General features: G+C 64.3%; 17 protein-coding genes. 11 read left to right on the plus strand and 6 right to left on the minus strand.

From position 1 onward, the window contains the following. The first annotated feature begins 47 nt into the window (after window positions 1-47). From NKJ26_RS07485 to NKJ26_RS07500, 4 genes are read left to right on the plus strand one after another with little or no spacing between them, the layout of a single operon-like run. Window positions 48-929, plus strand: a complete 882-nt coding sequence (locus NKJ26_RS07485; RefSeq protein ID WP_352694770.1) for a branched-chain amino acid ABC transporter permease — start codon at window positions 48-50, stop codon at window positions 927-929. After that, a complete protein-coding gene (locus NKJ26_RS07490) occupies window positions 926-1,888 on the plus strand; it encodes a branched-chain amino acid ABC transporter permease (RefSeq protein WP_352694771.1) in 963 nt (320 codons plus the stop codon). Before NKJ26_RS07485 ends, NKJ26_RS07490 begins: the two co-directional genes overlap by 4 nt. Continuing rightward, window positions 1,885-2,610 carry an ABC transporter ATP-binding protein gene (locus NKJ26_RS07495; RefSeq protein ID WP_352694772.1) on the plus strand — a complete coding sequence of 242 codons (726 nt, stop codon included), beginning with the start codon at window positions 1,885-1,887 and terminating at the stop codon, window positions 2,608-2,610. The genes NKJ26_RS07490 and NKJ26_RS07495 overlap by 4 nt, the downstream gene beginning before the upstream one ends. After that, window positions 2,607-3,326 carry an ABC transporter ATP-binding protein gene (locus tag NKJ26_RS07500; RefSeq protein WP_352694773.1) on the plus strand — a complete coding sequence of 240 codons (720 nt, stop codon included), beginning with the start codon at window positions 2,607-2,609 and terminating at the stop codon, window positions 3,324-3,326. The genes NKJ26_RS07495 and NKJ26_RS07500 overlap by 4 nt, the downstream gene beginning before the upstream one ends. On the opposite strand, the gene NKJ26_RS07505 is transcribed toward NKJ26_RS07500, so the two are convergent. Together NKJ26_RS07505 and pncA are read right to left on the minus strand one after the other, a co-directional pair. Beyond that, complete coding sequence (locus NKJ26_RS07505; protein WP_352694901.1) at window positions 3,327-4,709, minus strand: sodium:proton antiporter; 1,383 nt, start codon at window positions 4,707-4,709, stop codon at window positions 3,327-3,329. Window positions 4,710-4,779: 70 nt separating this feature from the next. Further along, window positions 4,780-5,394, minus strand: a complete 615-nt coding sequence (pncA, locus tag NKJ26_RS07510) for a bifunctional nicotinamidase/pyrazinamidase (RefSeq protein ID WP_352694774.1) — start codon at window positions 5,392-5,394, stop codon at window positions 4,780-4,782. Between the two features lie 262 nt (window positions 5,395-5,656). Here pncA and NKJ26_RS07515 point away from each other — a divergent pair, with 262 nt between their 5' ends. The 6 genes from NKJ26_RS07515 to NKJ26_RS07540 are packed head-to-tail and all read left to right on the plus strand — an operon-like array spanning window position 5,657 to window position 12,775. Then, window positions 5,657-6,508 carry an FAD binding domain-containing protein gene (locus tag NKJ26_RS07515; protein WP_352694776.1) on the plus strand — a complete coding sequence of 284 codons (852 nt, stop codon included), beginning with the start codon at window positions 5,657-5,659 and terminating at the stop codon, window positions 6,506-6,508. Beyond that, window positions 6,505-9,321 (plus strand): molybdopterin-dependent oxidoreductase, encoded by a 2,817-nt coding sequence (locus NKJ26_RS07520; RefSeq protein WP_352694777.1) that lies wholly within the window; start codon window positions 6,505-6,507, stop codon window positions 9,319-9,321. The genes NKJ26_RS07515 and NKJ26_RS07520 overlap by 4 nt, the downstream gene beginning before the upstream one ends. Further along, window positions 9,318-10,862 (plus strand): 6-hydroxynicotinate reductase, encoded by a 1,545-nt coding sequence (locus NKJ26_RS07525; protein WP_352694778.1) that lies wholly within the window; start codon window positions 9,318-9,320, stop codon window positions 10,860-10,862. Before NKJ26_RS07520 ends, NKJ26_RS07525 begins: the two co-directional genes overlap by 4 nt. Then, on the plus strand, window positions 10,859-11,740 hold the full coding sequence (locus tag NKJ26_RS07530; RefSeq protein WP_352694779.1) for a UPF0280 family protein: 882 nt from the start codon (window positions 10,859-10,861) through the stop codon (window positions 11,738-11,740). Before NKJ26_RS07525 ends, NKJ26_RS07530 begins: the two co-directional genes overlap by 4 nt. Further along, on the plus strand, window positions 11,733-12,317 hold the full coding sequence (locus NKJ26_RS07535) for an amino acid synthesis family protein (protein ID WP_352694780.1): 585 nt from the start codon (window positions 11,733-11,735) through the stop codon (window positions 12,315-12,317). The genes NKJ26_RS07530 and NKJ26_RS07535 overlap by 8 nt, the downstream gene beginning before the upstream one ends. Further along, entirely contained in the window at window positions 12,314-12,775 is a 462-nt protein-coding gene (locus NKJ26_RS07540; protein ID WP_352602811.1) for a MarR family winged helix-turn-helix transcriptional regulator, read from the plus strand. The genes NKJ26_RS07535 and NKJ26_RS07540 overlap by 4 nt, the downstream gene beginning before the upstream one ends. Window positions 12,776-13,040: 265 nt before the next feature. On the opposite strand, the gene NKJ26_RS07545 is transcribed toward NKJ26_RS07540, so the two are convergent. Genes NKJ26_RS07545 through NKJ26_RS07555 form a run of 3 tightly spaced genes read right to left on the minus strand, consistent with a single transcriptional unit; the run spans window position 13,041 to window position 16,902 of the window. Continuing rightward, the gene (locus NKJ26_RS07545) at window positions 13,041-14,009 is read right to left on the minus strand and encodes a substrate-binding domain-containing protein (protein ID WP_352603495.1); all 969 of its coding nucleotides are present in this window, start codon (window positions 14,007-14,009) and stop codon (window positions 13,041-13,043) included. Then, window positions 14,006-15,325: an ABC transporter permease gene (locus tag NKJ26_RS07550; RefSeq protein ID WP_352694781.1), complete on the minus strand. Its 1,320-nt coding sequence runs from the start codon at window positions 15,323-15,325 to the stop codon at window positions 14,006-14,008. Before NKJ26_RS07550 ends, NKJ26_RS07545 begins: the two co-directional genes overlap by 4 nt. Then, on the minus strand, window positions 15,322-16,902 hold the full coding sequence (locus NKJ26_RS07555; RefSeq protein ID WP_352694782.1) for a sugar ABC transporter ATP-binding protein: 1,581 nt from the start codon (window positions 16,900-16,902) through the stop codon (window positions 15,322-15,324). The genes NKJ26_RS07550 and NKJ26_RS07555 overlap by 4 nt, the downstream gene beginning before the upstream one ends. 220 nt (window positions 16,903-17,122) lie before the next feature. Here NKJ26_RS07555 and NKJ26_RS07560 point away from each other — a divergent pair, with 220 nt between their 5' ends. Then, window positions 17,123-18,142, plus strand: coding sequence for a LacI family DNA-binding transcriptional regulator (locus NKJ26_RS07560; RefSeq protein WP_352603489.1), 1,020 nt, complete (start codon window positions 17,123-17,125; stop codon window positions 18,140-18,142). 15 nt (window positions 18,143-18,157) lie between these two features. Here the strand turns inward: NKJ26_RS07560 and NKJ26_RS07565 are convergent, their stop codons facing one another. Then, window positions 18,158-18,928 (minus strand): inositol monophosphatase family protein, encoded by a 771-nt coding sequence (locus tag NKJ26_RS07565; RefSeq protein ID WP_502903092.1) that lies wholly within the window; start codon window positions 18,926-18,928, stop codon window positions 18,158-18,160. Window positions 18,929-18,945 lie beyond the last annotated feature (17 nt).

Here is an 18,945-nt window from a genome sequence, read left to right on the forward strand (position 1 = left end):
CGGCAGGCCAGAGGGGGGTGCTTCGCGCATCCGCCGGTGCATAGCCGATGCACTTCGGTCCCCACCTCCTCCTCGCCGCCCTCGAAGGCCTGGTCACCTCGGCCGTGCTGGCGCTGACGGCGCTTGGCCTGTCGCTGGTGTTCGGTGTCATGCGCGTCGTCAATGTCGCCCATGGCGAGTTCTTCATGCTCGGCGCCGTGCTCGCCTGGGCGATCACCACCGCAATCGGCGGCCATCCGGCGCTCGGCTTCCTGGCGGCATTGGTGATTGCGCCACTGATCGTCGGCGCCATTGCGTTGATTGCCGAGCGGCTAGTGCTGCGCCGGCTCAACTACAATCCGGAAGCCACCATCGTGGCCACCATCGGCATGCTCTACATCATCCAGCAGCTGGCCCTGACCTTCTATGGTCCAGAGGCGCGGCCCGTAGAGCCGCCCTTCAGCTACCGCATCCTTTTGCCGTGGTTCGGCTATTCCGGCTACAAGCTCTCGATCATCGCCGCATCGGCGCTCCTGCTGATCGCGACATGGCTGGTGCTGACGCGGACCAAGATCGGCCTCGTGATGCGCGCCACACAGTATGACAGCGAGACGGCGCAGGCCTTCGGCATTCCTGTCGGCCGCGTCTATGGCGGCGTCTTCGCGCTTGGCGCCATGCTGGCGGCCCTCGCCGCGGTGCTTATCGTGCCGATCAGCCAGGCGCATTATCTGATGGGACAGGACCCGCTGCTGCTGTCGTTCATCGTGGTCATCATCGGCGGTCTCGGCTCGCTGCGCGGCTCCGTCGTCGCCGCCGTCCTGATCGGCCTTTCCGATGGCATCATCTCGATGTTCTTCTCGCCGACCCTGGCCAAAATCATAGCCACATTGCTGGTCGCCATGGTGCTGGTATTCCGGCCACAAGGCCTGTTCGGAACGGCCGCGCGATGAGCGAAGCTTCGCCGGCAAAAGCCTATGGCCTGCATATCGGCGTCATCGCGCTGCTCTTCGCGCTGAACTTCCTGCTGCCGGACTATTATCACGGCCTGCTTGCCCGTATCTTGGTGCTGGCGGTCTTCGCCATGGGTTACAACATGCTGTTCGGCTATGTCGGCCTGCTCAGCCTCGGCCACGCCATGTTCTTTGCCGCCGGGCTCTACGGCGCCGGCCTTACGGTCATCCATCTCGGCTGGAGCGTGCCGGCGGCATTCGCCGCAGGTCTCGGCTGTGGTGTCGTTCTTTCGCTGGTGATCGGCTTCCTGGCGCTGCGCACCACGGGCGTCGCCTTCATGATCGTCACCATGATGTTCGCCCAAGTGTTTTACCTGGTTATCCTCTACTTCGCGGCATGGACCGGCGGCGATCAGGGCATGGTGGTGCCGCAGCCGGCGCGTTTTCTGTCCCTTGGCGCGACATCATTCGACCTCACCAACCCGACTGTCCGCTATATGGTTGCACTGGTATTGTTCTCACTCGTGCTGTTCGTCACGCTGGCGACCGTCCGCTCCAGATATGGCCGCGTGCTGGTCGCCATCCGCGAGAACGAGGAGCGGACGAAGATGCTCGGCTATGATACGTTCTCCAACAAGCTCGTCGCCGTGCTTGTCTCCGGCACGATCTGCGCTGCTTCGGGCGCTGCCTACGCGTTGCTGTTCGGCTATGTCGGCTCGAGTTTCGCTTCGGTGCAGTACTCGATCCTGCCGCTGCTCTGGGTGCTGCTCGGCGGCGCGGCCACCACGCTCGGGCCGCTGCTCGGGACGCTGTTCATGTATTATGTCATCGACATCACCAGCGGCTACACCTCGGCCTATCTGCTGATCGTCGGCATCGCGCTCATTCTGCTGGTGCTGTTTTTTCCGAAAGGCATTTTGGGCACCATCCGCCAGCGCTGGCTCGGGTGGCTGCCATGACACCTCTTCTGACGACGAAAGGCCTATCGCGCAATTTCGGCGGCCTGCGCGCGGTCGACAGTGTCGATTTCACCTTGGTGCCGGGCGAGATCCGCGCCGTCATCGGGCCCAATGGGGCCGGCAAGACGACATTCGTCAGCCTGATCAGCGGCCGCATCCAGCCGTCTTCGGGGGCGATCATCTTCGACGGCACCGACATTACCGGCCTGCCGGCCTACGCCAGGGTGCGGCGGGGCATCGCCTACACCTTCCAGATCACCAGCGTCTTCGCCAACCTCAGGGTCTACGACAATGTCGCGCTGCCGGTGCAGCTCACGCTGAGCGATGGCCTTTCGAAGGGCGCGATCAAGGCAGGCGTCATGTCGGCGCTCGAACGCACCGGCCTGGCCGACCGCGCCCATATGCCGGCCGGGCAGTTGTCCTATGGCCACCAGCGGCTGCTGGAGGTGGCGATGGGCCTGGCGCTGAAACCGCGCCTGCTGATCCTCGACGAGCCGACGCAGGGGCTGGCCGACAGCGAGATCGACAATTTCATCGCACTTGTGCGCGACATCGCCAACAGCGCCACGGTGCTCCTGATCGAGCACAACATGCCCGTCGTCATGCAGCTGGCCGACCGCATCACGGTCTTCAACGCCGGCAAGATCCTGGCCGAAGGCACACCCGAGGCGATCCGCGAAAACGCGGCGGTGCAGGAAGCCTATCTGGGGACGGCCCCGTGACCGCGGCAAACTCCGAAGCGCTCACCATCTCGGGACTGGACTGTTTCTATGGCGAGGTCCAGGTGCTCTACGGCCTCGACCTGGTGCTGAACAGGGGCGAGGTGCTGTGCCTGTTCGGCCGCAACGGCGCCGGCAAGACGACGATGCTGAAGGCTATCATGGGCCTTGTCCCGCCCAGCGCCGGTTCGATCAGGCTCGGCGGCCAGGAATTGACCGGGCTGCCGGCGCATGAGGTGCCGAAGGCCGGTGTCGCCTATGTGCCGCAAGGCAGGCGGCTGTTCGCCGAGATGACGGTGGCGGAAAACATCGAGATCGGGCTGATGGCCCGAGGCAAGGGGAAGGCGGTGCGGGAAAACGTCCTCGACCTTTTCCCGCTGCTGCGCCAGCGGCTCAGGCAGCGTTCGGGCACCTTGTCCGGCGGCGAGCAGCAGATGTTGGCCATGGCGCGCGCGCTCTGCCTGGAACCCCAGGTGCTTTTGCTCGACGAACCGACCGAGGGGCTGATGCCGTCGATGATCGCAAAAATTCGCGAGACGGTGTCGAAGCTGCGCGGCATGGGCGTCTCGACCATCCTGGTCGAACAGCGGGTCGATGCGGTGCTGTCCGTCGCCGACCGGGTTTGCTTTATCGAGAACGGTCGCAACCGCGAGACGGCCGATGTCGAGGACCTGCGCGCCGACCCGTCGGCTGTCAGGCGCTATGTCGGCGTGGGCTGATCAGCCGAAAAACAGAAAACCGGCGATCAAGAATGTCGGGATCAGCACCAGCCCCGACCACAGCATGTAGCCGAAGAAGCTGGGCATGCCGACGCCGCGCTGCCTGGCGATGGCATAGACCATGAAGTTGGGGGCATTGCCGATATAGGTGTTGGCGCCCATGAACACGGCACCCGCCGAGATCGCCGCCAATGTCGAGGCAAGATCACCCATCAGGTGCCGCGGGTCACCGCCGGCGAGTTCGAAGAACACCAGATAGGTGGGGGCATTGTCGAGGAAGGACGACAGTGCCCCGGTCAGCCAGAAATAGGCGAGGTCGATGGGCTCGCCCGAGGACGAGGTGACCAGCGCGACCAGCGGCGCCAGCGCGCCGTCGTGACCGGCCCTGAGGATGGCGACGACCGGCACGATGCAGATGAAAATGCCGGCAAACAGTTTCGCCACTTCCGATATCGGCTCCCAATTGAAGCCGTTCGCCTCGCGGTATTGCTTGCGTGAAACCGCTAGCGAAACGAAGGCCAGCGCCAGGATGAGGGCATCGCGCACCAGGTTTTGAAGTTCGAGGCTGACGCCTTGGATGGAAAAGCTCACGCCGGGGTTCCAGGTGGCGGAAAGCAGGATGGCGCCGATGACGCCGGCCAGCAGCGGGATGTTGGCCAGACCGCGGATGCGTATCTTCGTATCCGGTGTCGGATCCTTGATCTTCGGGGCGCCGGCCTCGCGCCGGTGCACGATGATGTCGGTCGCCAGGAACACCACCAGCACCACGCCGCCAACGAAAAAGGTCTCGCGCCAGAGGTTCGCGGTGGTCCAGAAGAAATCGACGCCACGCAGGAAGCCGACGAACAGCGGAGGGTCGCCGAGCGGCGTCAGCGATCCGCCTATGTTCGAAACCAGGAAGATGAAGAAAACGATGACATGGGCGTTGAACGGCCTGGCGTCATTGGCGCGGATGATCGGCCGGATCAGGATCATCGAGGCTCCGGTCGTGCCGATGACCGAGGCCAGCAGCGCTCCGATCAGAAGCAGCCCGGCATTGACCAGCGGCGTGCCGTGAATGTTGCCGGCTACCAGAATGCCGCCCGAAATGGTGAACAACGCGAAAAGCAGGATGATGAAGGACATGTATTCGGTGAGCAGGGCATGCAGCACCGCCTCGCTCGCGGCGGCAGCACCGAAAGCCGATGCCAGAGGCACGACCACCAGCGCCGCCCAAAGGGCCGCGATCTTGCCGCAGTGGTGCTCCCAGACATGATGGAAGAGCAGCGGACCGGTGGCGATCGACAGCAGCAGGCCGGCGAAAGGCAACGCCCACCACAGCGACATCGAGGCGCCGGGCAGGCCACGTTCTTCCGCCGCCAGCGCCTGTGCAGGCAACAGCATGGCGAAGGCGATGACAACGCCCGCGCCTATCCAAGCCGGCAAAAACCCCCTCGACCCCCCCATGCCCCGTTCAGTCCGCCGCGTGATCTTCAAGCGTCACGCCGGCGTCGCTCATTTTCGCCAGCATCGTCTCGACCGAACCGTTGAGATCGATGCCGCGACAGGCATCGAGCCGCACGGTGGTCTTGAAGCCTTGGCCGACGGCGTCAAGCGCCGAGAAGGCGACGCAGAAATCGGTCGCCAGGCCGACCAGGGTCAGCGTGTCGATGCCGCGTTCCCTGAGATAGCCGGCGAGGCCGGTCGGCGTCGCGCGGTCGTTCTCGAAAAAGGCCGAATAGCTGTCGATCGCAGGCCGAAATCCCTTGCGGAGGACGAGTTCGGCCTTGGTCCAGGCGAGGCCGGAGTGGAAATCCGAACCGAGGCTGCCTTGGATGCAGTGATCCGGCCATAATGTCTGCTGGCCATAGGGCATGTCGATCATCGTGAAAGGCTGCGCGCCCGGATGGCTGGAGGCAAAGCTCGAATGGCCGGCGGGGTGCCAGTCCTGCGTCAGCACGACATGATCGGTTCGCCGGATCAAATCGTTGACCAGCGGCACGATTTCGTCGCCGCCGGCCACCGCCAGCGCGCCGCCAGGGCAGAAGTCGTTCTGCAGGTCGATGACAACAAGCGCTTCGTCGGCCATGGGCTTCCTCTTGGTTGTCGCGGGAGTGCGCTTCAGTGAAAAAATGCCGCTGACGCGACCGGACGCAGAAACTTGACCAGATGGCCGGCTGCGTCAACCTCTGGCAGCATGACAATGCGTGCCGGCCAAGTTTCGGCAAACTCCGGCTTTGACAATTCCCACGGGCTTGATATCATTTGCATACGAATGAATTTTGCCCGGTACTGACGCCGGAGAATTTCGAAGTACCGGTTCTGACAGGCCTCTTTCTGGAAGGCAAAGCGTGATCCGTTACGCGAAACCCACCACGGTCGACGAGGCGCTCGCTCTGCTTGGCGAGGGCGCCTGGCGTATCCTTGCCGGCGGCACCGATTTCTATCCGGCGCAGGGCGCCAGGCCCTTTCGCGACGACGTTCTCGACATCAACGGCCTCGCGGCATTGCGCGGCATTGGCGAAACCGGCAGCCACTGGGTCATTGGGGCGCGGACGACCTGGACCGATATCATCCGCCATCCCTTGCCACCCGCTTTCGATGCGCTGAAGCAGGCGGCGCGCGAGGTCGGCTCGGTGCAGATCCAGAACGTCGCCTCGGTCGCCGGCAATCTCTGCAACGCCTCTCCAGCGGCCGATGGCGTGCCGGGCCTGCTGGTCCTGGATGCCGAGGTCGAATTGCGTTCGGCGGCCGCGACGCGCCATCTGCCCTTACCGGACTTCATTCTCGGCAACCGCCGCACGGCGTTGCAGCCGGGCGAGATGGTCACAACCATCCGGGTGCCTAAGCCTGCCGGCACGTCGGCTTTCGTCAAGCTCGGCGCGCGCCGCTATCTCGTTATTTCCATCGCCATGGTGGCTGCACGGCTCGTCGTGGAAAATGGAATGCTTGCGGACGTGGCCGTCGCCGTCGGCTCCTGTTCGGCGGTGGCCAAGCGGCTTGCCGGCGTCGAAGCCGCGTTGCTGGGATTGCCGGCGGATCGTGGGCTCGCCGCTGCGATCCAGTCCGCGCCGATGACCGAGCTGTCACCGATCGCCGATGTGCGCGGCAGCGCCGAATATCGGCTCGATGCGGTGCGCGAGATTGTCGCCCGCGCCGTGCTGATGGCCTGCGGACAGACGAACGAGATGGTGGCGGCATGAGCCAGATTCTGCCTGAAGTAGATAAAACTCTGCCCGATCTCGGCGGAGTTCGCGCTGGCATCGGCCCTGAGCGCGCCGACATCGCCTTCGCGGTCAACGGCGCTGCCGTCTCGGTCAATGTGCCGCCGCTACGCCGATTGTCCTCGGTGCTGCGCGACGAATTGTTGTTGACCGGCACCAAGGTGGGCTGCGACGCCGGCGATTGCGGCGCCTGCACGGTGCTGGTCGACGGCGATCCCGTCTGCGCTTGCCTGATGTCGGCAGCATCCGCCGCTGGTACATCGGTGACGACGATCGAAGGGCTCGCCAATGGCCGGCTGTCGGCATTGCAGGCCTCCTTCCTCTCCCATGGCGCGGCGCAATGCGGCATCTGCACGCCGGCCTTGCTGGTCGCGGCAACCGCGCTGCTGGACAAGAGACCCAGCCCAACCGAGACGGAAGTGCAGGATGCCCTGGGCGGTATTTTGTGCCGCTGCACGGGCTATCGGAAGATCATCGCGGCGGTGATGGATGCCTCCCGCCAAGCCGACGACCTCGACTTCCGTCTGCCTCAATCGGGCCATGCTGTGGGCTCCTCGCCCATCAGGTTGGATGGCGCACCAAAAGTCACCGGGGCTGAAAAATTCGGCGGCGATTCCTTCCCCGCCGATGCACTTTGCGTGCTCGTGGTCCGCTCGCCGCACTATCACGCCAGTTTCGCCTTCGGTGACCTCGACGGCTGGGCGAAAGAGCATCATGGCATAGCCGGCGTCTTCACCGCCGCCGATATTCCCGGAAAGAACTGTTTCGGCGTTATCGGCCCGTTTGCCGACCAGCCGGCGCTGGCCGAAGGGTTTGCTCGCCTGCGCGGCGAGGCGGTGGCGTTGGTCGCCGGCGAGCGCGAGGCCATCCTCGATCTCGACCTGTCGGATTTCCCAATCCGCTGGACCGAGTTGCCGCATCTCCTGCGGCCCGGCGAAGCGCAGGCCGATGGCGCGCCGCTGATTCATGACCGCCGTCCGGTCAACCTGCTCACCTCCGGTTTTGTCGAACGCGGCGATCCCGAAGCGGCACTCGCCGGAGCAGCGATCACGGTCTCGGGCGCGATCGACACCTCCTATGTCGAGCACGCCTATATCGAGCCGGAAGCCGGCTATGCCTATGTGGATGGTGACACGCTGGTCGTGGTCGCCTGCACCCAGGCGCCCTATATGGACCGCGACGACACAGCGAAGGTGCTTGGCCTGCCCGTCGACAAGGTGCGCATCGTGCCGACCGCTACCGGCGGCGGCTTCGGCTCGAAGCTCGATGTGTCGCTGCAGCCGCTGATCGGCCTTGTGGCTTTGAAGACCGGCCGGCCGGCGGCGCTCACCTACACGCGCAACGAATCGATGATATCGACGACCAAGCGTCATCCGGCCGAGATGAAGGCGACCATCGGGGCCGATGCCGACGGCCATGTCACCGGCATGATTTTCGATGGCGATTTCAACACCGGCGCCTATGCCAGTTGGGGGCCGACCGTCGCCAATCGCGTGCCGGTGCATGCCTCAGGACCTTATACGACGCCGAACTACCGGGCAGAAGGCCGGGCCATCCACACGAACGGCCCAATCTCCGGAGCCTTCCGCGGCTTCGGCGTGCCGCAGGCGACGATCATGCAGGAGACGCTCTATGACGAGCTGGCCGGCAGGCTCGGCATGGACAGGCTCGAGTTTCGGCTGAAGAACTGCCTTCGGAACGGCTCCGAAACGGTTACCGGGCAGAGGCTGGACTCCGGCGTCGGCATTGCCGAGTGCCTGGAAGCCCTGCGGCCGCATTGGACACGGGCGAAGGTCGATGCGGATGCATTCAATAACGCCACGGTGGATAGAAAGCGCGGCGTTGGCGTCGCGTCATGCTGGTATGGCTGCGGCAACACTTCACTGCCCAATCCGTCGACCATCCGGGTCGGCATCGCCGCTTCGGGCGACGTCATCCTGCACCAGGGCGCCGTCGATATCGGCCAGGGCTCGAACACTGTCATCACCCAGATCTGCGCCGATGCACTCGGCCTGCCGCTGGAGAAATTTAGGCTGAAGAGCGCCGATACGGCAATCAGCCCCGACGCCGGCAAGACGTCCGCGTCGCGCCAGACCTTCGTCACCGGTAAGGCGGCGGAGAAAGCCGGCCGTGCCTTGCGCGAAGACATCCTGCGCTTTGCCAATGTTTCCGAAAAGGCATCCCTCCGGCTGGACGGGCCTGCCATCGTCATCCGCGAAGGCGAGGCCGCGCGCCGCATCGATCTTGCCACTCTTGACGCGGATGCCGACGGCTTCGTCTTCCGCGCCGAGGAGACCTACGATCCGCCGACGCTGCCGCTCGACGCCAAGGGCCAGGGCAAACCCTATGCAGTCTATGGCTATGGCGCACAGATCGCCGAGCTTGAGGTCGATCTCAAGCTCGGAACGGTGAAGCTGATCAAGATCACCGCCGCGCACGATGTCGGCAAGGCGATCAATCCGCTGCTGGTCGAGGGCCAGATCGAAGGCGGCATCGCGCAAGGCATCGGCATGGCGCTGATGGAGGAGTATATCCCCGGCCGCACCGAGAATCTGCACGACTATCTCATTCCGACCATCGGCGACGTGCCGCCGATCGAGACCATCCTGATCGAAGTTCCGGATCCGGAAGGGCCGTTCGGAGCCAAGGGCCTGGGCGAGCATGTGCTGATCCCGACGGCGCCGGCGATTCTCAACGCCATTCGCCACGCCACAGGTGTCCTGGTCACCAAGATTCCGGCGACGCCGGCACGTATCCGTGCCGCCATCCGCGAGAAGGAGGCGCGCCAATGAGCGAGCTTGCCGAGCGTTTTGAGACGCATGATCCCGGCGAGAAGCTGGTGGCGGAAAAGATCCGCTGCGATGCCTGCCCGGTCATGTGCTACATATTGGATGGCCGCACCGGCGCTTGCGACCGCTACGGCAATATCGGCGGCAGGATCGTGCGGATGGACCCGCTGACCATCCTCGACCATGCCTCCGAGACCGGCGCCGCCGTGGTGCCTTTCGTAGCCGAAGGCGAAGCGTGGGACGGCGAACTGGTCAACACCGGCCGCCGCTTCGTCACCGCCATCGGCGCGGGCACCACCTATCCCGACTACAAGCCGGCTCCGTTCATCGTCAGCCAGGAAGTCGAGGGTGTCGATCTCGTCACTGTCGTCACCGAAGGCATCTTCTCCTACTGCGGCGTCAAGGTGAAGATAGACACCGACCGTCATATCGGACCCGAAACGGCTGTCGTGCGATCGCAAGGCGAGGCGATCGGCCATGTCACCACGGGCGAATATGGCTCGCAAATGCTGTCGCTGGGCGGCGTGCATCATCTGACCGGCGGTTCCAAGGCCGAAGGCCGCGCCACCTGTGATGCGCTGCTCGATTTGTGCAATCGCAAGCCGGTGGAACTTGCAATCGACGGCGGCGCCACCATCATCGTCGAAGCCGGCAAACCGCCTGTCATCGACGGCAAGCAGGAACACCGCATGCGCGTCGGCTGCGGCTCGGCCACGATCGGCATGTTCGCCACGCAATGGCGCGGACTGGTTGACGAGGTGGTGGTGGTCGACGACCACATTACCGGCGTCGTTTCCGAACACCAGGCTGGCAAGGTGCTGGGCTGGCATGACACCGGCATAAAAATCATCGGTCGCCGTTCGACGCCGGGCCGCTATTTCAAGGTGTCCGAGCCCGGCCTTGGCTGGGGCGGCACCAGTATTTCCGACCCGCTGTCGATCCTTGGCGAATGGAATGCCAAGAAGGGCGCGCGGCCCGGCCTGTCGCTGCTGATGGTTTCGACCACCGGCGAACAGTTCGCCTATTACGAGCTCGACGACGACTTGAAGCCGGTCCAAAAACCGTTTCCCGAACGGCTGCAGAAGTCCGTCGAGCTGATCGAGGACAATTGCGAGCCGGCATTGTGCACCGTGCTGTTCATTGGCGGCGCCGGCGGCTCGCTGCGCGCCGGCGTCACTGAAAATCCGGTCAATCTCACCCGCTCGGTGCAAGGCCTGACCACCTACGTCACCGTGGGCGGCGCGCCGGTCTATGTCTGGCCAGGCGGCGGCATCACGCTGATGGTCGACGTCACACGGGTGCCGGAAAACGCCTTCGGCTATGTGCCGACGCCGGCACTGGTGGCGCCGATCGAATTCACCTTGCGCCGCGACGACTATGTCAGGCTCGGCGGCTACGAAGCCGAGATCCGCAGCCTCGACGATATCGTCGCCAAGGGCGGCGAGTACCTCAATCCGCGCCATGGCACGGGTGCCGCGGTCGGCAACCCATGGCCGCCGCTGGCGCAATTGCGCCGCGCCGGCTCGGACGGGGCCGGACGATGAACGGCCCACAAGCGCATTGGCTGCAGGACGGCAAGCGGCTGCATCTCAACCACGGGCCGATCGACCTGATCGTCGAGGTTTTTGGGGAAGCGCGCGAATGCCGGCAGGCCTATGAGCAGGCCGTGGCGCGATTCCAGACCATCCTGCCCGAACTGGTGGAGGAATTGGCCGAACTTCGGCGGCCAGCGAGCCTCCATTCACGCAGCTTCGCCGGTCCAACAGCGCGGCGCATGGAGGCGGCGGCCGCGCCGCTGGCGCAAGACTTCATCACGCCGATGGCCGCCGTCGCCGGTTCGGTAGCCGACGAAACACTTGAAGCGCTGCTTTCGGGTCGCCGGCTGGACCGCGCCTATGTCAACAATGGCGGCGACAGCGCGATTCATCTCGGTGCCGGCCAGTCGATAACCCTTGCCATTGCCGGGACTGGCCACGGCCTTGCCGACCGCATCGCCATCGGCGCCGGGGATGGCGTACGCGGCGTCGCCACCAGCGGCTGGCGCGGACGCTCGTTTTCCCTGGGCATAGCCGACGCCATCACGGTGCTGGCGCGGACCGGCGCCGAAGCCGATGCAGCCGCGACGTTGATCGCCAATGCCGTCGACTTGCCCGGCCACCCGGCCATTCGGCGCGTGCCCGCGCATGATCTGGCGCCGGACAATGACCTTGGCGACAGGTTGGTGACGCAAGAGGTCGGCCCGCTTTCTCCAACCGAGATTGCCGCGGCGCTGGACAGCGGACTTGCCGTTGCCGAAGATTTCCGCCGCAGGGGATTGATCGCCGCATCGGCACTGTTCCTTGCTGGCCAGAGCCGCATCGATGGTTCCATGGCGCTTGCCGCGCCCCACAAAAGTCCAGGGAAGGAAGTTGCCCATGCCTGAGTTTCCGATCCGCAAGATCGTGGTTCTGACCGAAGAGATCTTTCACGAGGGCGGGCCGGCGGCCAAAGTGCCGCGCCGCCGCGCCGCCGCCATGGCGCTGGTGAAGAACCCCTTCGCCGGGCGCTATGTCGAGGATTTGCAGAGCGCCATGGACGATCTGAAGCCGCTCGGCTTGCTGCTCGCAGACCGGCTGATCGCGGCCCTCGGCGGCGACGTCAAGCTGATCGACGGCTACGGCAAGGGCGCCATCGTCGGCACATCGGGTGAACTCGAGCACGGCGCGCTCTGGCATGTGCCGGGCGGCTATGCCATGCGTGAGCGGCTCGGCGACGCCAAGGCGATCGTGCCTTCGGCCAAGAAGGTCGGCGCCTTCGGCTCGCGGCTGGATGTGCCGCTCGGCCACATCAACGCCGCCTATGTGCGCAGCCATTTCGACGCCATGGAAGTCGGCGTCAGCGACGGCCCGCGCCCGGATGAGATCCTGTTCTGCCTCGCCATGACCTGCGGCCCGCGCGTGCACGACCGCATGGGCGGTCTGGCCGCCGGGGATATCAAGGCTTGGGACGGGCTGCGATGAGCGCCGAGGACAATTTGCTCAAGCTCGTCGAGGCCGAAGAGCCTGACGAAAACGACTATCGCTTGCAGGAGCAGGTCGGCTTCATTCTGCGCAAGGCACACCAGCGCCACGTCTCGATCTTTGCCGCGCATATCGGCGATCTGACGCCGCCGCAATTCGCGGCACTGGCCAAACTGCGCGACGTCGGCGAAACCTCGCAGAACCAGCTCGGCACGCTGATCGCCATGGACGCGGCAACGGTCAAGGGCGTCATCGACAGGCTGAAGGCGCGCGGCCTGGTCGAGCTTTCCAAGCATGAGATCGACAAAAGGCGGCTGCTGGTCAACCTCACCGCGCAAGGCCGCGACGCGATCGAGCGCCTGATCCCGCTGGCCCGCGAGATTACGGAGGAAACCTTGGCGCCGCTCACGGCCAAGGAGATCGCCATCTTCATGAAATTGTTGGCGAAGCTGGCGTAGGTGCGGCAGCAAAATCCTTTCCTCTCCCTCCGGAGGGGGCAGGTGGCGCTGCGAAGCAGCGACGGAGTGGGGGAACCACCTGGCAACCGCCGCCAACGGATATTGAAAGGCGATCAGGGCAAGAATCTTTCGCCAAGGGTCGACCCCCACTCCGTCGAGCTGCGCTCGACACCTCTCCCCCGCTCGACGGGGGAGAGGAAAGGTGCCAAGCTGTCCCTGGTACGAAGAACCTGGACCTGGGCCGGCGCTTATCTGCCGTGAAAACTTACAGTCCGTTGTCCTTCAGCACCTTGGCGGCATTCTCCTTGGTGATCTTCTCGGTCGGCAAAGTGATGGTCTTCTCGACCTTCTCGCCGTTGAGGAACTTGATCGCCTGGCGTAGGCCTTCCGCACCGGGGGTGACATAGGTGAAGGTCGCCGTGAGCTCGCCCTTGTTCACCATTTGCACGCCTTCGTTGGGCAGGCCGTCGATGCCGATGAACTTGATGTCCTTCTCGCGGCCGACATCCTTGGCGGCGAGGTAGGCGCCGTAGGCCATCGGATCGTTGTGACCGTAGACGAGATCGATCTTCTCGTTGCTCTTCAGCGCGTTGGCCATCAAATTGTAGGCCTGGTCCTGCTTCCAATCGCCCGACTGCTGGTCGAGCAGGTACTTGATGCCCGGCTCCTTGTCGGTGAATTCATGGAAGCCGTCATGGCGGTCATGCGCCGGCTGGGTGCCCATGCCGCCCCAGATCTCGACGACGTTGCCCGAAGCCTTGCCCTTGCCGCCGAGCAGTTCGACGGCATATTCGCCGGCCGCGCGGCCGATCAGCTTGTTGTCGCCGCCGACGAACTGGGTGTAGTCCTTGGTTTCGACATTGCGGTCGAGCACGAAGACCGGGATCTTGGCATCGATCGCCTGCTGCACGACGCCCGTCAGGCCGGCGGATTCCTTCGGCGACACCAGCAGCGCATCGACTTCCTGGCGGATCAGGTTCTCGACGTCGGCGACCTGCTTTTCGGTCTTGTCCTCGCCGTCGGTGACGATCAGCTCGACTTCGGGATGCTTGGCCGCCTCGGCCAGAATGTCCTTGTTGAACTGGGCGCGCCAGGGTTCGATCGTGGTCACCTGCGAAAAGCCGATCTTCCACTTCTTGTCCTGGGCGTAGGCATCGTTGCTGGTCAAAACCGCGGTAGTGGTCAGCAGGGCCGCGGTAATGGCGGCAAGCTTCAACATGTCACGTCGTTTCATTTCTTGTTTCCTCCAAGATTTAGAGACGGTGTCTCTTGCGACGGTCGCTTTGCCGCGGCCGTTTCCTTGTGCGCCGCTTGCCCGCCGGGCAGACGCAGATAGCTGAGAAGATCAGCGGCATTGCGCTCCTGGACGAGCACGGTGCCGATGATGATCATCCCCTTCAGCACCAGCTGAAGGTTCGAATTGATGTTGTGGAGCTGCAATATGTTGGACAGCAGCCCGAAAATCAGTACGCCGCAAAACGTTCCGATGAGGCTGCCGCGGCCGCCCATCAGGCTGGTGCCGCCGATGACCACCGCGGCGATGGCGTCGAGCTCCAGCCCGGCGCCGGCATCCGGCTTGCCTTGCCGGTACTGCGCGACATAGAGCACCGCGGCGATGCCGGCGAGCAGGCCCGATATGGCATAGGTGGCGATCTTGACGCGGCCGGCGGCGATGCCGGAGAGCCGGGCCGCCTCCTCATTGCCGCCAATGGCATAGACATAGCGCCCGAAAGGCGTGAAGCGCAGCACCGCGCCATAGATGACGATCGCGCCGAGGAAGAACAGGCCGGGCATCGGGATGACGCCGAACACCAGCGAGCGCAGCATCTCGAAATCGGCGGTGGCATTCGAGCCGGTATAGACCGGCAGCACAGCATTGTTCTGGCCGGCGGTCAGACGGGCGATGCCGAGCGCCGTCACCATCATCGCCAAGGTGACGATGAAGGGCTGCAGCCGCCCGGCAACGATGATGAAGCCGTTGATCGCGCCGAACAGAAGGCCGACACAAGGCGCCACGAGCAGTACGCCGAGCACGCCGAACTTGGGTTCGATCTGCGGCAGCAGGTACCACAGGGACAGGCCGCAGAGGACCACGCCGACGACGGCCGGCGTGATCAGGCCCCGAACGCCGTCCAGCCTGACGTCGCGCGCGGCGGCATCCGTACCGGCGCGGGACTTTTCCAGGTTGAGGAAGATGAAGCGGGTGACGACGAAGCCCAGGCAAAGAGCCACCAGCGCGACCGTCGGCACGCCCAGCACGACGCCCGGCGTTACGCCCGGAACCGTCAGCAGCATGGCGCAGACCACCGAGCAGATGGCCATCAACGAGCCGACCGACAGGTCGATGCCGCCGGTGATGATCACCGCCGTCATGCCGGTGGCGATCAGGCCGGTGGTCGACACCTGGCGCAGCACGTCGAGCAGATTGCCATAGGACAGGAAGATGTTGTTGCCCTTCGAACTCACCGGCGAGGCCAGTACGCCGATCAGGAATATGGCGATCAGACCCCAATAGAGCTTGGTCCGGGAAAGAAGTTTCAGGGCAGTCATGCAGCGGATCTCGAAATGGTTCGACGGGGTGCGGCGAGGCGCATGATGGCTTCCTCGCTGGCGGAGTCGCGGGAAAGGATACCCGTCTGGCGGCCATCGGCCATCACCAGGATGCGATCGGAGAGATGCAGCAACTCCGGCAATTCGGAGCTGATGACGGCGATGGCGAGGCCATCCCGCGCCAGCTTGAAGATGAGGTCGTAGATCTCGCGCTTGGCGCCGACATCGATGCCGCGCGTCGGCTCGTCCAGCAAAAGCACTCTTGGCTTGGTCGCCAGCCACTTGCCGATGACGACCTTCTGCTGGTTGCCGCCCGATAGCGTGCCGGCGGGTTGGTCGATGTCCCGGCAGCGGATGCCGAGTGCCTTGACCGCTTGCCGCGCCAGCCCCTGTTCGCCGGCAAGCGAGCGGATGCCGAAGCGTGCCAACGATCCGACCAGCGGCAGCGCCACATTGTCTGATATCGATGCCTGGAGATGCAGGCCTTGGGTCTTGCGGTCTTCGGTCACCAATGCGATGCCCAACCGCCTTGCGTCGCGCGGCGAACGGATATCGACGAGCCGGCCATCGACACGGATCTCACCGCCGGCGCGGCCATCGCTCGAGCCGAAGATCGCTTCCAGGATCTCAGTGCGCCCCGAGCCCAGCAGGCCGCCGATCCCGAGTATTTCGCCTTCGGCAAGATCGAAGCTGACGCCGCCGATCACTGGCCGCCAGCCATGGGCATCGGGCTTCGACAGCGCCAGGTTGCTAACCGAAAGCACGGTCTCACCGCCGGGGTGCCGCTCTTCCTGGGAGGAAGCCAGCAGGTTGCGACCGACCATCGCCGAGATGATGGCGTCCTCGTCGAGCTTGACCATCGCCTCGGTGAGCACATGGCGCCCATCGCGAAACACGGTGACGCGACTGGCCAGATGCATGACCTCGTCGATACGGTGGGAGATGTAGACAATGGCGACGCCGCTCTCGGCAAGCTGGCCGATGATCCGGAACAGCCGCTGGCATTCGGCTGGCGACAGCGCCGAGGTCGGCTCGTCCATGATCAGGATGCGTGCCGACATCGACAGCGCCTTGGCAATCTCGACCAATTGCTGTTCGCCGACGCGCAGGGCGCCGACACGCGCTTCCGGATCGAGTTCGATGCCAAGCCGCTGCAGAAGGGCCGCCGCCGCGCGGCTGCTCGCCTTGCGATCGACGATCAGCCCGGCGATCAGCTTCTCGCGGCCAAGGAAGATGTTGTCGGCGACGCTGAGTTCGGGGACCAGGTTGAGCTCCTGGTGGATAATGGCGATGCCGGCATCTTCGGCATCGCGCACGCCGGCGAAGCTGACCGGACGGCCATCGACGCTGACCGCACCTTCATAGCCGGTATAAACGCCGGAGAGTATCTTCATCAGCGTCGACTTGCCGGCGCCGTTCTCGCCCATCAAAGCATGAACCTCGCCGCGCCGCAGCTCGAAGCCGACATCGACCAGGGCAGCGATGCCGCCGAAACTCTTGGAAATGCGCTCCGCGCTCAGGACGACATTTGAACCGTCGGTCGCCGCGGCATGGGCGGTTGAACTTCTCTGCTCCATGACAGTGGCGGCCTCCCTTCCGTCGTCGTCAGATTTCCACAAACGCTAATCTAAACGTTTCGATCGTGTCAAGCCGATATCTGATAACGTGGGATTGATCCATTTCAAATCTTGCGAAAAATTGCGGTATTACGTAGGTATGGCGAAGAGATGGGCGGCGAAACGTTTCGAAATGACAATATCCAGGCGAACGAAACAGCGGAAATCCACGGCGCCGACCATGCTTCATGTTGCGGAGGCGGCGCGGGTCTCGGTCGCCACCGTATCGGCGCTGATCAACGGCACGGCAACCGTCAGCCCGGAGCTCAGCCAGCGCATCGAACAGGCGATCCGCGACATCGGCTACAAGCGCAATGCGATCGCGCGCAGCCTGAAGATGGGCACGACGCGCACCATCGGCTTGACGGTGCCGCACATTACCAACCCGTTCTTCACCGACGTCGTTTCGGTCATCCAGCAGGCATTCGACCGGGCCGGATATGCCGTCATGCTGTGCTGCACGGACGAGGATCTAAACACCCAGGACGACCAGATCAGGCTGCTGCTCGACCGCATGGTTGACGGGCTGATCGTGGCGCGTGTCGGCGACGGCGCGATCCTCAAGGCGATTGTCGATGACGCCAATGTGCCGGTCGTGCTTCTGGACCGTCTCTGCGAAGGCGTCGACACCGACGCCGTGGTCCTCGACAACCAGCGCGCGGTGTTCGACGCGATCACCTACCTGATCGATCTAGGCCACCGGCGCATCGGGTACATCACCGGAACATCGGATATTTCGCCCATGCATGACCGCATGGCGGGTTATCGCGAGGCGCTTCAGGCAGCCAATTTGCCGATAGCGGAGGAGCTGATCCGCTTCGGCAATTTCCATGAGATCGACGGCTACAACGCGACCATGCAACTGCTTTCGGCGCACGACCGGCCAAGCGCGATCTTCTCCGCCAACAACCCGATGGTGATCGGCACCATGAAGGCGATCCGCGATATCGGCCTGTCCTGCCCGGAAGACATTTCAGTCGCCTGCTTCGACGATTTTCGCTGGTCGGACGTGTTCCAGCCGCAGATGACCACCGTGGCGCAGCCGGTGCAGGCGATCGGCGAGCAGGCGGCCAATCTTCTGCTCGACCGGCTCGCCGGCAACCGGGAGGCGCCGCCGCGCAAGCTGGTGCTCAAGGGCCGTCTGATGATCCGTGATTCATGCCGGCCGCTGCGAGCGGTGGTGCAGAGCGTGAGCGCCTGACCGTCGCGTCCAGAATCAAGCGCCAAACGCCTCCGAACAAAGCTCGCGCAGCTTCGGAAACACGCCCTTGCCGCCCGTGATGACCAGCGCCCCGTCCAGCAGCACCGTCTGTGGATCGGGCTTCACCACCGTGCCCCCGGCCTCCTCGACCAGCAGCATGCCGGCCAGGCAATCCCAGGCGTTCATATGTTCCTCGACATAGCCAAGCAGCCGGCCGGAAGCCACGTAAGCGAGCATCAGGGCACCTGACGCGTTGCGGAAGAAAACGCCGCCTTGCGTCAGGATCATACGGACCAGCATAGCGACGTTTTCAGTATCGGCCCGGTTCGAAAATCCCGTCCCCACCGACCCTTCTTCGAGGCTGGTCGCCACGCTCGTCCTGATCGCTCTGCCGTTGACGAAGGCGCCGCCGCCGAGGCGGCCGTGGAAGGTCTCGCCTGTCGACGGCTCGTGGATAACGCCAACCACCGTCTCCCCGTCCTTGGCGCAGGCGATCACCACGCACCAGGCCGGGATGCCCCGCACGAAATTGGCGGTGCCGTCGATCGGATCGATGACCCAGACGTGGCCAGTCGAGCCCGCGACCGAGGCATGTTCCTCACCGACGATGCCATCTTGCGGATAGGCGGCGGCGATTGCCGCGCGTATGAACAGCTCGACTTCGCGGTCTGCTTGCGAGACCAGGTCCTGATGACCCTTGCTCTCAATGGTCAGGTTTTCCAGGTCGCGGAAATATTTGAGCCCGAGCTCGCCGGCGCGCCGCGCCAGCTCGATTGCAAACTGCATGCGCGCGTCATGGTCAT

The sequence above is a fragment of the Mesorhizobium sp. M0152 genome (assembly GCF_040322415.1).
GTDB lineage: Bacteria > Pseudomonadota > Alphaproteobacteria > Rhizobiales > Rhizobiaceae > Mesorhizobium.

Excerpts from the sequence above, each read along its gene's own strand:
- NKJ26_RS07485 (WP_352694770.1), top strand. The coding sequence starts at position 48 with ATGCACTTCGGTCCCCACCTCCTCCTCGCCGCCCTCGAAGGCCTGGTC.
- NKJ26_RS07490 (WP_352694771.1), top strand. The coding sequence starts at position 926 with ATGAGCGAAGCTTCGCCGGCAAAAGCCTATGGCCTGCATATCGGCGTC.
- NKJ26_RS07495 (WP_352694772.1), top strand. The coding sequence starts at position 1,885 with ATGACACCTCTTCTGACGACGAAAGGCCTATCGCGCAATTTCGGCGGC.
- NKJ26_RS07505 (WP_352694901.1), bottom strand. The coding sequence starts at position 4,709 with ATGCTGTTGCCTGCACAGGCGCTGGCGGCGGAAGAACGTGGCCTGCCC.
- pncA (WP_352694774.1), bottom strand. The coding sequence starts at position 5,394 with ATGGCCGACGAAGCGCTTGTTGTCATCGACCTGCAGAACGACTTCTGC.
- NKJ26_RS07520 (WP_352694777.1), top strand. The coding sequence starts at position 6,505 with ATGAGCCAGATTCTGCCTGAAGTAGATAAAACTCTGCCCGATCTCGGC.
- NKJ26_RS07525 (WP_352694778.1), top strand. The coding sequence starts at position 9,318 with ATGAGCGAGCTTGCCGAGCGTTTTGAGACGCATGATCCCGGCGAGAAG.
- NKJ26_RS07530 (WP_352694779.1), top strand. The coding sequence starts at position 10,859 with ATGAACGGCCCACAAGCGCATTGGCTGCAGGACGGCAAGCGGCTGCAT.
- NKJ26_RS07535 (WP_352694780.1), top strand. The coding sequence starts at position 11,733 with ATGCCTGAGTTTCCGATCCGCAAGATCGTGGTTCTGACCGAAGAGATC.
- NKJ26_RS07540 (WP_352602811.1), top strand. The coding sequence starts at position 12,314 with ATGAGCGCCGAGGACAATTTGCTCAAGCTCGTCGAGGCCGAAGAGCCT.
- NKJ26_RS07545 (WP_352603495.1), bottom strand. The coding sequence starts at position 14,009 with ATGAAACGACGTGACATGTTGAAGCTTGCCGCCATTACCGCGGCCCTG.
- NKJ26_RS07550 (WP_352694781.1), bottom strand. The coding sequence starts at position 15,325 with ATGACTGCCCTGAAACTTCTTTCCCGGACCAAGCTCTATTGGGGTCTG.
- NKJ26_RS07555 (WP_352694782.1), bottom strand. The coding sequence starts at position 16,902 with ATGGAGCAGAGAAGTTCAACCGCCCATGCCGCGGCGACCGACGGTTCA.
- NKJ26_RS07560 (WP_352603489.1), top strand. The coding sequence starts at position 17,123 with ATGCTTCATGTTGCGGAGGCGGCGCGGGTCTCGGTCGCCACCGTATCG.
- NKJ26_RS07565 (WP_502903092.1), bottom strand. The coding sequence starts at position 18,928 with ATGCAGTTTGCAATCGAGCTGGCGCGGCGCGCCGGCGAGCTCGGGCTC.